Origin of the sequence: Pseudomonas sp. R28(2017), assembly GCF_002112505.1 — a bacterium.
Lineage (GTDB): Bacteria > Pseudomonadota > Gammaproteobacteria > Pseudomonadales > Pseudomonadaceae > Aquipseudomonas.
Window position 1 is genome coordinate 97,286 of the sequence record NZ_NEHW01000001.1, and the last position, 12,677, is coordinate 109,962.

Here is a 12,677-nt window from a genome sequence, read left to right on the forward strand (position 1 = left end):
CGCTTGGATCCGAGAATAAAAACAAAACTCGAGGTGCTGCATGTCCGAGTCACGCAAGGCGTACATCCCAGTTGCGCCGCCGCGACAGCCTCTGCCCCTGTTCCAACTGATCCTGGTTGGCCTGCAACATGTGCTGCTGATGTACGGGGGTGCGATCGCCGTCCCTCTGATCATCGGCCAGGCCGCCGGTCTGTCCCGTGAAGAAGTCGCTTTCCTGATCAACGCCGACCTGCTGGTCGCCGGCGTCGCCACCATCATCCAGTCGTTCGGTATCGGCCCGGTCGGGATCCGCATGCCAGTGATGATGGGTGCCAGCTTCGCTGCCGTCGGCAGCATGGTGGCCATGGCCGGCATGCCGGGCGTAGGCCTGCAGGGGATCTTCGGCGCGACCATCGCTGCCGGGTTCTTCGGCATGCTGATCGCGCCGTTCATGTCCAAGGTCGTACGGTTCTTCCCGCCGCTGGTCACCGGTACGGTGATCACCTCGATTGGCCTGTCGCTGTTCCCGGTGGCCGTCAACTGGGCCGGTGGCGGCCAGGACGCAGAAAGCTTCGGTTCGCCGATCTACCTGCTGGTGGCCGGTCTGGTGCTGGCGGTCATCCTGCTGATCAACCGCTTCATGCGCGGCTTCTGGGTCAACGTTTCGGTCCTGGTGGGCATGGGCCTGGGCTACATCCTGGCCGGTTCCATCGGCATGGTCGACCTGTCTGGCCTGAGCGACACGCCGTGGCTGCAAGTGGTCACCCCACTGCACTTCGGCATGCCGACCTTCAGCCTGGCACCGATCCTGTCGATGTGCCTGGTGGTGGTGATCATCTTCGTCGAGTCCACGGGCATGTTCCTCGCCCTGGGCAAGGTGACTGATCGCGAGGTAACCCCCGGGATGCTGCGTCGCGGCCTGTTGTGCGATGCCGGTGCGTCGTTCATCGCCGGTTTCTTCAATACCTTCACCCACTCCTCGTTCGCCCAGAACATCGGCCTGGTGCAGATGACTGGCGTACGTTGCCGTTACGTCACGGTAATGGCGGGTGCACTGCTGATCGTCCTCAGCCTGCTGCCCAAGGCGGCCTTCCTGATCGCCTCGATCCCGCCCGCGGTACTGGGCGGCGCGTCCATCGCCATGTTCGGCATGGTCACCGCCACCGGGATCAAGATCCTCCAGGAAGCCGACATCGGCGACCGCCGCAACCAGCTGCTGGTGGCGGTGAGCGTCGGCTTTGGCCTGATCCCTGTGGTCAAGCCGGAGTTCTTCGCGCAGATGCCGCAGTGGATGGAACCCATCACCCACAGCGGTATCGCCATGGCCACGGTCAGTGCCCTGGTGCTCAACGTGCTGTTCAACATCCTTGGTGGTGCCGAGCGCGCCGTGCATAACGACGCCTGCCACCAGCATTGAGCCCTGGGCGGGGCGGCGCAGTTGGCCGCCCCTGCTCACTTTCCGCAGTAACCGCTTCACCGTCGGCCCGCCGGAATGGGCCGTTCGGGGCGCCTGCGCGCCGAAAAAACCGCCAACAAAAACAATAAGTCCGGGAATCACAACATGAAGCGCATCACCTCGTCCCTGCTGCTGGGCAGCAGCCTGCTGGCCACCCTCCCCGTCCATGCAGGCGAATGGCTGCTGTGGCATGGCGAAAGCCTGACCTACTTGTACGGCAAGGACTTCAAGGTCAACCCCGACATCCAGCAGACCATCACGTTCGAGCACGCCAACAAATGGAAGTACGGCGACACCTTCCTGTTCGTCGACAAGATCTTCTACAACGGCAAGCCCGACCCCGGCAAAGGCGTGACCACCTATTACGGTGAATTCAGCCCACGCCTGTCGTTCGGCAAGATCTTCGACCAGAAGCTCGCCTTCGGCCCGGTCAAGGACGTGCTCCTGGCCATGACCTACGAACGTGGCGAAGGCGACAACGAGGCCTACCTGATCGGCCCCGGCTTCGACCTGGACATCCCCGGCTTCAACTACTTCACCCTCAACTTCTACGTGCGCAACACCGAAGGCAGCCGCCCCGGTGACAATGTCTGGCAGATCACCCCCGGCTGGTCCTACACCATCCCGGTCGGCAAATCCGACATTCTGATCGACGGTTACATGGACTGGGTCCCGGACAACGACCAGAACAGCCGGGGCACCTACCATGCCAACCTGCACTTCAACCCGCAGGTCAAGTACGACCTGGGCAAGGCCCTCAACCTCGGTGCCAAGCAGCTCTACGTCGGCTTCGAGTACAGCTACTGGAAGGACAAGTACGGCATCGACAGCCGCGGCAACCTGGAGAGCAACCAGAGTGTCGCCAGCGCGCTGATCAAGGTACATTTCTGAAAACCTGATCGAACGCCCAGGTTTGAATCACTGTGCTCCAGGACGGAGCACTTGAGGCGCGGCGCGCAAGCCAGTAATCTGCGCGCCCCCTCGATCAGGGCAGGATGGATTCTGCCTGCGTTTACTGACCGCTCAGTCAATGAATTCGGGCGGTTGGCCAACGTGTTGCCAGCCTGAAACACCCATTTTCATCCGTTCAGAACGAGTCGAGCAGGAAGGTAGCAGCTAACCCCGAAAAGTTGGCGCAGCTCTTGCCAAACAACTGTGGCCAATCGAAAAAAGCTGACTCAAAAGACAAAAAAGCGCCTGTACGAGCGCTGACAACAGATCAATCAAGGGAGCGACACTCGCAATGCGTACCATCAATAGCCTGATTCTCGCGGGCGGCCTGCTGGCCTGCGGCACCACCTTCGCCGGCGACCTGCTGCAGTGGCAGAACAACAGCCTGACCTACCTGTGGGGCAAGAACTTCAAGGTCAACCCGGCGATCCAGCAGACGGTCACCTTCGAGCACGCCGATGGCTGGAAGTACGGCGACAACTTCCTCTTCGTCGACAAGATCTTCTACCAGGGCCAGAAAGACGCCGGCAACGGCCCGAACACCTACTACGGCGAGATCAGCCCGCGCCTGTCGTTCAACAAGATCTTCGACCAGAAAGTCGAGTTCGGCCCGGTCAAGGACGTGCTGCTGGCCATGACCTACGAGTTTGGCGAGGGTGACACCGAGTCGTACCTGATCGGCCCAGGCTTCGACCTGAACATCCCAGGCTTCGACTACTTCCAGTTGAACTTCTATAACCGCACCACCGATGGCAGCCGCGCCGGCGACAACGTCTGGCAGATCACCCCGGTATGGTCCTACACCATTCCTGTCGGCGACTCCGACGTGCTGATCGATGGTTTCATGGACTGGGTAGTCGACAACGACGAGAACCGTCACGGCACCTACCACGCCAACCTGCACTTCAACCCACAGATCAAGTACGACCTCGGCAAGGCGTTGCACCTGGGCGAGAAGCAGCTGTATGTGGGTGTCGAGTACGACTACTGGAAGAACAAGTACGGCATCAAGGACAGCGATGCCTTCACCACCGACCAGAACACCATGAGTTTCCTGGTGAAAGTGCACTTCTGATCGGCTGAAACGTGACAGCGCCGTTATCTGACGGCGCCGTCACTTTTTTAGTTTGTAAGCTTAAGATTACAGCCCTTTCAGACTTTTCTTACTTAAAAATAAAGCTGCCTTAAAAGTCAAAAACATCCCCGCCGGCACCAACATGCCAAACACCAGCAATATGAACTCTACTTCGTAATGCGGGATGACCCGGAAGATATCCAGCACCAGCACTCCCCCATTGATTGCCAGTGCCAGGCCGAACATCGCACAGCACTTGTAAAGGGCCTGCGCGTCGGCGCCGCGCAGCAGGAAGCCAAAGCCCAACGCCCCCCAGGCCAGCGCCGTGAGCAAGTAGAGAGCGAGGTGGTAAGCGTCGTAAGTCAGTACACCGAACATGGGGGATGCTCCTCCCGATCAAGTCTGAGTTGGCAAGCCATGACTATAAATACACTTGCCGCACGCATCGCAAATTTTTGACATTTTTTTGCAATTTTTCGAATAGACTAGTTGACCTCGCACAACCCAAGAAACATAACAGGCCAACTTGATGCGTACTCCACTCGCCGCGCCATGGCGCTATCTGCTGCTACTTTGCTCAACCTGGTTCGGCATCTTCCTGCTGACACGTTTCATATTGCTGGTGACTCACCTCTATGAGGTCAGTGGCAACTACTTCTCGATCTTCTTCGACGGGGCCATCTACGACCTCAGCTTCCTCATCTACACAGCCCTGCCATTGGGTGTGTACCTGGTGCTGTGCCCGAACAGCTTGTGGCGCTCGCGTGCCCACCACTGGCTGCTTGGCGGCCTGCTCGTGGTCAGCCTGTTCGTGATGCTGTTCGTCGCCGTGGCCGAGTGGCTGTTCTGGGACGAATTCGGCGTACGCTTCAACTTTATCGCTGTCGACTACCTGGTCTATTCCAAGGAAGTGCTGGATAACATCCGCGAGTCCTACCCGCTGCCGGCGCTGCTCAGCGGCATCGCGGTGGCCGCGGTGCTGCTCGCACTGGTGCTGCGCAAGCCACTGGGCAAGGCCCTCACCGGCCCCGCCAGCACCCTGCGCCAGCGCCTGGCGGGGCTGGCCGTGCTGGCGGTGCTGGTCGGCCTGAACATCGTGGTGATCGACCAGCAGTTCCCGCGCGGCCAGGGCGGCAATGCCTACCAGCGCGAGCTGGCCAGCAACGGCCCTTACCAGTTCTTCGCCGCCTTCCGCAACAACGAGCTGGACTACACCCAGTTCTACGCCAGCCTCGGCGCCGGCGAAGTCGGCGCGCAGATGCACCAGGAACTGGCCGAACCCAATGCCCGCTTCCAGGGCCAGGAACCTCAGGACATCCGCCGCCACATCAGTGCCAACGGTGAACAGCGCACCCCGAACATCATCCTGGTGACCATCGAAAGCTTCAGCGCCAAGTACATGGGCAGCAATGGCGATCCGCGCAACCTGACGCCCAACCTCGACGCCCTGCGCCGCGAGAGCCTGTACTTCAACAACTTCTACGCCACCGGCACCCGTACCGACCGCGGCCTGGAAGCCATCACCCTGTCGATCCCGCCGACCCCGGGCCGCTCCATCGTCAAGCGCATCGGCCGCGAAAGCGGTTACGCCAGCCTAGGCCAGCAACTGGCCGCCAAAGGTTACGACGCCGTGTTCGTCTACGGCGGGCGCGGTTACTTCGACAACATGAACGCTTTCTTCAGCGGCAACGGCTACCGTATCGTCGACCAGAGCAGCGTCGCCGAAAGCGAAATCAGCTTCAAGAACGCCTGGGGCATGGCCGACGAGGACCTGTACCGGCAGGCCCTGAAGCTGGCCGATGCCGATCACGCCCAGCAGAAGCCGTTCTTCCTGCAACTGATGACCACCTCGAACCACCGCCCCTACACCTACCCGGACGGCCGCATCGACATCCCGTCAGGCGATGGCCGCGAAGGCGCGGTGAAGTACACCGACCATGCCATTGCCCAGTTCCTCAATGACGCCAGGGGCAAGCCGTGGTTCGACAACACCCTGTTCGTCTTTGTCGCTGACCACACGGCCGGAAGCGCCGGGGTCGAAGACCTGCCGGTGAACAACTACCAGATCCCGCTGTGGATCTACGCACCGAAAATGATCGAGCCTCGCGAAGACGCCAAGCTGGCCAGCCAGATCGACCTGGCACCGACCCTGCTGGGCCTGCTCAACTTCGACTACACCTCGACCTTCTTCGGCCGCGACCTGCTCAAGGAGGACGAGCTGCCGCCACGGGTGCTGATCGGCAACTACCAGCACCTGGGGCTGTTCGACGGCAACAACCTGGCCATTCTCAGCCCGCGCGGCGGCATGCGTGTGCATGAGGACGCGCTAGGCAAGAGCCACGAGACCACGGTCGCCAGTGACAACCCGCTGATCCGCCGGGCGATTGCCTACTACCAGAGCGCCGCCTACGGCTTCAGCCAGGGCCTGCTGGCCTGGAAGCCGGAGCAGCAGAGCGTCACGAGCGAAAACTGATCGCGATGGATGCACCGGCTGTGCCGGTGTTCGCGGGCAAGCCCCACAGGCTCAGCGCCGGAGTCAGGGCATACGCGTTTCCTGTGGGAGCGGGCGTGCCCGCGAACCGGGGCTGAGCCCCGGCCATAAAACCTCAGCTGGCCGGGCGCACCCTGCGCCACAGTTTCCCCGCAGCAGCCACCACCGCCAGCACCACGGCCCCGGCCAGCACACCGGCCACGCCATTGAGCAGGCCGCTGGTCAGCGCCCCTCCACGCCCTTCGCTGAACGCTTCGACCGCGTGATGTAAAGGTGCCACGCCGTGTACCAGAATCCCGCCGCCGACCAGGAACATCGCGGCGGTACCGATCACCGACAGGCTCTTCATCATGTAGGGTGCGGCGCGCAGGATGCCGTTACCGACCGCACGGGCCAGGCTTGAAGACTTCTGGGTCAGCCACAGCCCCAGGTCGTCGAGCTTGACGATACCGCCCACCAGCCCATACACGCCGATGGTCATGACCACCGCAATGCCCGACAGCACGACGATCTGCTGGGTCAACGGCGAGTCGGCGACGATGCCCAAGGTAATGGCGATGATTTCCGCAGAAAGGATGAAGTCGGTACGCACCGCGCCCTTGATCTTGGCTTTCTCGAACGCCACCAGGTCGACAGTGGCATCGGCCACGGCCTGCTTGCGCGCCTCGTGCTGCACGTCGTCCTCTTCCTTGCTGTGCAAAAACTTGTGCGCCAGCTTCTCGAAGCCTTCGAAGCACAGGTAGGCGCCGCCGAGCATCAGCAGCGGCGTCACCGCCCAGGGGATGAACGCGCTGATCAATAGCGCCGCGGGCACCAGGATCGCCTTGTTCAGCAGCGACCCCTTGGCCACCGCCCACACCACCGGGATCTCGCGTTCGGCGCGCACGCCGGTGACCTGCTGGGCATTGAGCGCCAGGTCGTCGCCCAGCACGCCTGCGGTCTTCTTTGCCGCGACCTTGGTCATCACCGAAACATCGTCGAGCACCGTGGCGATGTCGTCGATCAATACCAGCAGACTGCTTGCGGCCATGGATAACGCTTCCTTACGGTTCAAAAACCGCAGCATACCCCGCGCCGTTCAAGGTGCCCAGCCACCGCCCTGGCACTGCCGGCCCTGGGCATCACGCAGGCACTGCTCGCGTACTCGCTTGCTGTTGCGTGCTGGAGGCCCGGGTATCGAAGGTCTGCTGACTGACCGAACCGGCCTTGATCAGTTTGCGAAAGCGCGCCCGGTCGCGGCCAGCCGCAAACGAACTACAGATCAAAAGGAACGGGACCACACCTCAGGAGAGTTGCGCCTAATCACGCCTTCGGCCGGCAAACCTAGAATCACTCGCGCAACCCGCTGCCCTCACCTTAGACAAACGGAGCAATCCAGTGAACATAAGCATCATCGGCTGCGGCCATGGCGGCCAGGCGCTGGCCGCGCACCTCACCTTGCTCGGCCACTCGATCACACTCTATGCAGATGAACAACATCCCGGCGACCTGCATGGCATCCATGCCAACACGATCACGCTCACGGGCAAGGTCAAGGCAACAACCACGCTCACCGCCCTGACCACCGATATCGAACTGGCCGTGCGAAGCGCAGACATCATCTATCTGTCCCTGCCAACCCACGCGCACTTGCCGCAGTTTCGCAAGATGTTGCCATTTCTGGTCGACAACCAGATCGTCGTCTCGCTAGCCGGCAACTTCAGCGCACTTTACTTGTACAGGGAACTCAGGCAACACCCGCACCCACCGTCCATTCATATAGCAGATACCGCTTCACTGCCGTACGCCTGCCGGGCGCATCGCCCCGGCCATGTGGAGATCATCGAAATCAAGCAGTCGATGCAACTGGCAGCAATGCCCGGCCACAGCACGCCCTTCATCATGGCCAGGCTGGCGGCTAGTTTCCCGTGCAAGCTGAGCGCCAGCACATCAGTCCTGGAACTTGGCCTCAATATCACCAGCGCCATCAGCCACCCCGCCATCATGATCACCAACGCCGGCCGCATTGGTGAAGGCCAGGCGTCATTCTACTTTTACAAGGAAGGCATCAGCACCAGTACCGCAAACCTCATCCAGGCACTGGATAACGACCGGATCAGCATTGGCCAGCGCTTCGGCCTGCAACTACCCACTTACCTGGAAAACATGAACAGTTTCTATGGGTATGACTTCACCAGTATCCATGACTTCTTCACCCAGTCCACGGTCCACAATGCCCTGAAACTTTGCCCGCCGTCGATCAACACCCGTTATCTCACCCAGGACATTCCGTATGTGATGCTACCCTGGTACAGCCTTGGCCAGCATGCCCGGTATCAGTCCGACGTCATGAAAGCCTTCATCGACCTGGCATCGATGCTGACCGGCAGCCGTTTCTTTTCCAACGGGCGAAATCTTGCCGAGGATTTTCTTGAGGGCATGAGCGTCAGCGAAATTCACCATATGTTGATGCATGGCAACTGACACGGTGACTTCCATGACTTCAGTTCCCGCCAAGCATCCTTCGCAACCCGCCCAAGACAGGCCAAAAGCCATTCTGTACATGGTGATGGCCTATGTCAGCATCGTGATGATGAGCAGCTTGGTCAAACTGGCCTCCGACCAGGGCATTGCGCCCGACGAAACGCTGTTCTTCCGTTTTTTCATCGGCTTGATGCTCACAGCCCCCCTGATTCTCAGGGGGCCGAAATTCAACTGGCGGATCCATGATCGCAGCGCCAGTCTTCTGCGGAACGGTGCCGGCCTGGCGAGCATGCTGTTCATGTTCTACAGCCTCAAATACCTGCCGCTGTCGAGCGCCATCCTGCTCGCCAACACATCGGCTCTTTTTGCCCCGCTGTTCGTGCTCATCCTCTACCGGCAGAAAACCTCATGGGTGACGCTGCTCTGCACCGCAGGTGGCTTCTTGGGAGTCTGCATCGTGCTGCTGGATGCCAATACCCGTCAGCTGCCGTTACCCTACCTGCTCACCGGTTTACTGGGCGCATCCCTCGCCGCCCTCGCCTACCTGGGCGTAAAGTCACTGACCCGCAGGCATTCCGCGCTGAACGTGATTTTCTACTTCTACCTGAGCGGAACACTCGTTCTGCCACTGACCTACAGCGCCGACTGGGCCGTGCCGTCAGCCTACGAGGCCATGCTCCTGCTTGGCGTTGGCGTGTTCGGCCTGGGCTTCCAGTTTTTTCTCACCAAAGCCCTGGCGTTGGCGGAAATCAGCGAAATTACGCCCTTCATCTTCATCAATGTCATTCTTTCAGCGTTGGCTGACTGGCTGCTGTGGAGCACGATACCCAACACAGGGTTCTGGCTAGGCACAGTGGTGATCCTATTCAGCCTTCACTGCATCACCGCCTTCAACAAGCGGCCCAACACCACCACCCGGCCACCACCATGAACAGTGCCAATCCGACGACGGGTGCTCTGTCCTACGGTTCTTTGCTAACATTCCCGCTTGCAGCGTCAAAGGACCGTTCCAACCATGAGCACCATCCGCGAGCGCAACAAGGAACTGATCCTGCGCGCAGCCAGTGAAGAATTCGCCGACAAGGGCTTCGCCGCCACCAAGACCAGCGACATCGCCGCCAAGGCCGGTCTGCCCAAGCCGAACGTGTATTACTACTTCAAATCCAAGGACAACCTCTACCGCGAGGTCCTGGAGAGTATCATCGCGCCGATCATGCAGGCCTCGACGCCGTTCAATGCCGACGGTGACCCGAAAGAAGTGTTGAGTGCCTACATCCGCTCGAAGATCCGCATCTCGCGTGACCTGCCGCATGCCTCGAAGGTGTTCGCCAGCGAAATCATGCACGGCGCACCGCACCTGTCGCCGAGCCAGGTGGATCAGCTGAACGAGCAGGCCCGGCACAACATCGAGTGCATCCAGCGCTGGATCGACCGCGGGCAGATCGCCCATGTCGATGCCCACCACCTGATGTTCAGCATCTGGGCTGCGACCCAGACCTATGCCGACTTCGACTGGCAGATTTCGGCAGTGACCGGCAAGGCCAAGCTGGCCGACAGCGATTACGACGCTGCGGCCGACACCATCATCCGCATGGTGCTCAAGGGTTGTGAGCCGGAGGTGGCTTGAGGGCCATTCGCGGGCAAGCCCGCTCCCACAGGACTCACACAGCTTTCGGACCTGTGGTTATCCTGTGGGAGCGGGCTTGCCCGCGAATAGGCCAGAACAGTCAGTAGCGATTTAAGCTGCTACACCCGCATCCGCCTTCAACCCCACCTCTTCGATCGCACTGATCGCGCACTGCTCGTCGATATCCGACGTATCGCCGCTGATCCCCACCGCTCCCAGCACCTTGCCGTCCTGATCACGAATCAGCACGCCGCCCGGCGCCGGCACCACCGGCCGCTCGCCCAACCCGTTCAAGGCGGCGAAAAACGCCGGCCGCTGCTGCGCATCCAGGGCCAGCAGGCGCGAGCCCTTGCCCAGGGCGATCGCACCCCAGGCCTTGCCGGTGGCCACTTCCGGGCGGATCAGGCTGGCGCCGTCTTCGCGCTGCAAGGCCAACAGGTGCCCACCGGCATCGAGCACGGCCACGGTCAGTGGCGCTGCGTTGATCTTGCGGCCCGCCGCCAGCGCGGCGTTCACCAGGCTGACAGCGACTTTCAGGTTCAAAGCGTTCATGGAAAGGTCCTCTTCTTGTTGTGAGAAGCCCTGAGGGCAGGTGAAAAACCGATAAGCCAATAGAACACAACTGAATCTATTTTTGTATACAATAAATTGAAACGATCGTATGCGAGATCGCAAACCGCCGTTTTCACGGGCGCTCGAACGAAAGCGACCTTGTCCGACGAAAACCCGTTGACCTGAGCGGCCAGCCGTGAATACACTCTGGCACAAAGCAAGTTGTATACAATTACAAAATCGATGAGGCACAAACCATGAGCAAAATGAGAGCAATCGATGCAGCCGTTCTGGTCATGCGCCGTGAAGGTGTAGATACCGCGTTCGGCATCCCGGGGGCTGCCATCAACCCGTTGTACTCGGCCCTGAAGAAAGTCGGTGGCATCGATCACGTCCTCGCTCGCCACGTCGAAGGCGCCTCGCACATGGCCGAGGGCTACACCCGTGCCAACCCAGGCAACATCGGCGTGTGCATCGGCACCTCCGGCCCAGCCGGCACCGACATGGTCACCGGCCTGTACAGCGCCTCGGCCGACTCCATCCCGATCCTGTGCATCACCGGCCAGGCACCCCGTGCCCGCCTGCACAAGGAAGACTTCCAGGCTGTCGACATCACCAACATCGTCAAGCCGGTCACCAAGTGGGCCACCACCGTTCTGGAACCAGGCCAGGTACCTTACGCCTTCCAGAAGGCCTTCTATGAAATGCGCACCGGCCGCCCAGGCCCTGTGCTGATCGACCTGCCGTTCGACGTGCAGATGGCCGAAATCGAATTCGACATCGACGCCTACGAGCCGCTGCCGGTGCACAAGCCGTCCGCTACCCGCGTACAGGCCGAAAAAGCCCTGGCCCTGCTCAATGACGCCGAACGCCCACTGCTGGTAGCCGGTGGCGGCATCATCAACGCCGACGCCAGCGACAAGCTGGTCGAGTTCGCCGAACTGACCGGCGTACCGGTGATCCCGACCCTGATGGGTTGGGGCACCATCCCGGACGACCACGCGCAGATGGTCGGCATGGTCGGCCTGCAGACCTCGCACCGCTACGGCAACGCCACCCTGCTCAAATCCGACCTGGTGTTCGGTATCGGTAACCGCTGGGCCAACCGCCACACCGGTTCCGTCGACGTCTACACCGAAGGCCGCAAGTTCGTGCACGTGGACATCGAGCCGACCCAGATCGGCCGCGTGTTCACCCCGGACCTGGGTATCGTGTCCGACGCCGGCAAGGCACTGGACGTGTTCCTCGAAGTGGCCCGCGAGTGGAAAGCCGCCGGCAAGCTGAAGTGCCGCAAGGCCTGGCTGCAAGACTGCCAGGAGCGCAAGGCCACCCTGCAGCGCAAGACCCACTTCGACAACGTGCCGGTCAAGCCGCAGCGCGTGTACGAAGAGATGAACCAGGTATTCGGCAAGGACACCTGCTACGTCAGCACCATCGGCCTGTCGCAGATTGCTGGCGCGCAGTTCCTGCACGTGTACAAACCACGCCACTGGATCAACTGCGGCCAGGCCGGCCCGCTGGGCTGGACCATCCCTGCTGCGCTGGGTGTGGTCAAGGCCGACCCGAAACGCAAGGTCGTCGCGCTGTCGGGTGACTACGACTTCCAGTTCATGATCGAAGAGCTGGCCGTAGGCGCGCAGTTCAACCTGCCCTACGTGCACGTGCTGGTGAACAACGCCTACCTGGGCCTGATCCGTCAGGCACAGCGTGGCTTCGACATGGATTACTGTGTACAACTGGCGTTCGAGAACATCAACTCGACCGACGCTGCCACCTACGGTGTCGACCACGTCGCCGTGGTCGAAGGCCTGGGCTGCAAGGCCATCCGTGTGTTCGAGCCGGCAGAGATCGCCCCTGCCCTGCTCAAGGCACAGAAGATGGCCGAAGAGTTCCGCGTGCCGGTCGTGGTCGAAGTGATCCTCGAGCGTGTGACCAACATTTCCATGGGCACCGAGATCAACGCGGTCAACGAGTTCGAAGACCTGGCCTTGGTCGGCAACGACGCGCCAACCGCCATCTCGCTGCTGGACTGATCGCCTGACGCCCCCGCGCCCGCCCCAACCTGAGGGCGCCGGGGGCCTTC

At 61.2% G+C, this 12,677-nt stretch carries 11 protein-coding genes; 8 read left to right on the forward strand and 3 right to left on the reverse strand.

Features of this window, described 5'->3' with window-relative positions; all coding sequences use genetic code 11:
• Nucleotides 1-40: 40 nt before the first annotated feature.
• The 3 genes from CAF78_RS00415 to CAF78_RS00425 all read left to right on the forward strand — a co-directional run bounded on the left by CAF78_RS00415 (nt 41) and on the right by CAF78_RS00425 (nt 3,461).
• Nucleotides 41-1,396 carry a nucleobase:cation symporter-2 family protein gene (locus tag CAF78_RS00415; RefSeq protein ID WP_085677849.1) on the forward strand — a complete coding sequence of 452 codons (1,356 nt, stop codon included), beginning with the start codon at nt 41-43 and terminating at the stop codon, nt 1,394-1,396.
• 144 nt (nt 1,397-1,540) lie between these two features.
• Complete coding sequence (locus CAF78_RS00420) at nt 1,541-2,326, forward strand: outer membrane protein OmpK (protein WP_085677883.1); 786 nt, start codon at nt 1,541-1,543, stop codon at nt 2,324-2,326.
• Nucleotides 2,327-2,678: 352 nt separating this feature from the next.
• Entirely contained in the window at nt 2,679-3,461 is a 783-nt protein-coding gene (locus CAF78_RS00425) for an outer membrane protein OmpK (RefSeq protein WP_085677848.1), read from the forward strand.
• A 66-nt stretch (nt 3,462-3,527) separates the two neighbouring features.
• Here the strand turns inward: CAF78_RS00425 and CAF78_RS00430 are convergent, their stop codons facing one another.
• Entirely contained in the window at nt 3,528-3,839 is a 312-nt protein-coding gene (locus CAF78_RS00430) for a hypothetical protein (protein ID WP_085677847.1), read from the reverse strand.
• A 151-nt stretch (nt 3,840-3,990) separates the two neighbouring features.
• Here CAF78_RS00430 and CAF78_RS00435 point away from each other — a divergent pair, with 151 nt between their 5' ends.
• The gene (locus tag CAF78_RS00435; protein ID WP_085677846.1) at nt 3,991-5,934 is read left to right on the forward strand and encodes an LTA synthase family protein; all 1,944 of its coding nucleotides are present in this window, start codon (nt 3,991-3,993) and stop codon (nt 5,932-5,934) included.
• A 133-nt stretch (nt 5,935-6,067) separates the two neighbouring features.
• Here the strand turns inward: CAF78_RS00435 and CAF78_RS00440 are convergent, their stop codons facing one another.
• Nucleotides 6,068-6,982: a DUF808 domain-containing protein gene (locus CAF78_RS00440; protein WP_085677845.1), complete on the reverse strand. Its 915-nt coding sequence runs from the start codon at nt 6,980-6,982 to the stop codon at nt 6,068-6,070.
• Between the two features lie 347 nt (nt 6,983-7,329).
• On the opposite strand from CAF78_RS00440, the gene CAF78_RS00445 reads away from it, so the two are divergent.
• The 3 genes from CAF78_RS00445 (at nt 7,330) to CAF78_RS00455 (ending at nt 10,042) form a co-directional block, all read left to right on the forward strand.
• Nucleotides 7,330-8,415: an NAD/NADP-dependent octopine/nopaline dehydrogenase family protein gene (locus CAF78_RS00445; protein ID WP_085677844.1), complete on the forward strand. Its 1,086-nt coding sequence runs from the start codon at nt 7,330-7,332 to the stop codon at nt 8,413-8,415.
• Between the two features lie 13 nt (nt 8,416-8,428).
• Nucleotides 8,429-9,346, forward strand: coding sequence for a DMT family transporter (locus CAF78_RS00450; RefSeq protein ID WP_158090036.1), 918 nt, complete (start codon nt 8,429-8,431; stop codon nt 9,344-9,346).
• An 84-nt stretch (nt 9,347-9,430) separates the two neighbouring features.
• Nucleotides 9,431-10,042: a TetR/AcrR family transcriptional regulator gene (locus tag CAF78_RS00455; RefSeq protein ID WP_085677842.1), complete on the forward strand. Its 612-nt coding sequence runs from the start codon at nt 9,431-9,433 to the stop codon at nt 10,040-10,042.
• A 111-nt stretch (nt 10,043-10,153) separates the two neighbouring features.
• Here the strand turns inward: CAF78_RS00455 and CAF78_RS00460 are convergent, their stop codons facing one another.
• Nucleotides 10,154-10,594 carry a heme-binding protein gene (locus CAF78_RS00460; RefSeq protein WP_008091653.1) on the reverse strand — a complete coding sequence of 147 codons (441 nt, stop codon included), beginning with the start codon at nt 10,592-10,594 and terminating at the stop codon, nt 10,154-10,156.
• A gap of 257 nt (nt 10,595-10,851) precedes the next feature.
• On the opposite strand from CAF78_RS00460, the gene gcl reads away from it, so the two are divergent.
• The gene (gcl, locus tag CAF78_RS00465; protein WP_085601235.1) at nt 10,852-12,627 is read left to right on the forward strand and encodes a glyoxylate carboligase; all 1,776 of its coding nucleotides are present in this window, start codon (nt 10,852-10,854) and stop codon (nt 12,625-12,627) included.
• The last annotated feature ends 50 nt before the right edge of the window (nt 12,628-12,677 follow it).

Excerpts from the sequence above, each read along its gene's own strand:
- CAF78_RS00415 (WP_085677849.1), top strand. The coding sequence starts at position 41 with ATGTCCGAGTCACGCAAGGCGTACATCCCAGTTGCGCCGCCGCGACAG.
- CAF78_RS00440 (WP_085677845.1), bottom strand. The coding sequence starts at position 6,982 with ATGGCCGCAAGCAGTCTGCTGGTATTGATCGACGACATCGCCACGGTG.
- CAF78_RS00425 (WP_085677848.1), top strand. The coding sequence starts at position 2,679 with ATGCGTACCATCAATAGCCTGATTCTCGCGGGCGGCCTGCTGGCCTGC.
- CAF78_RS00455 (WP_085677842.1), top strand. The coding sequence starts at position 9,431 with ATGAGCACCATCCGCGAGCGCAACAAGGAACTGATCCTGCGCGCAGCC.
- CAF78_RS00430 (WP_085677847.1), bottom strand. The coding sequence starts at position 3,839 with ATGTTCGGTGTACTGACTTACGACGCTTACCACCTCGCTCTCTACTTG.
- CAF78_RS00435 (WP_085677846.1), top strand. The coding sequence starts at position 3,991 with ATGCGTACTCCACTCGCCGCGCCATGGCGCTATCTGCTGCTACTTTGC.
- gcl (WP_085601235.1), top strand. The coding sequence starts at position 10,852 with ATGAGCAAAATGAGAGCAATCGATGCAGCCGTTCTGGTCATGCGCCGT.
- CAF78_RS00460 (WP_008091653.1), bottom strand. The coding sequence starts at position 10,594 with ATGAACGCTTTGAACCTGAAAGTCGCTGTCAGCCTGGTGAACGCCGCG.
- CAF78_RS00420 (WP_085677883.1), top strand. The coding sequence starts at position 1,541 with ATGAAGCGCATCACCTCGTCCCTGCTGCTGGGCAGCAGCCTGCTGGCC.
- CAF78_RS00450 (WP_158090036.1), top strand. The coding sequence starts at position 8,429 with ATGACTTCAGTTCCCGCCAAGCATCCTTCGCAACCCGCCCAAGACAGG.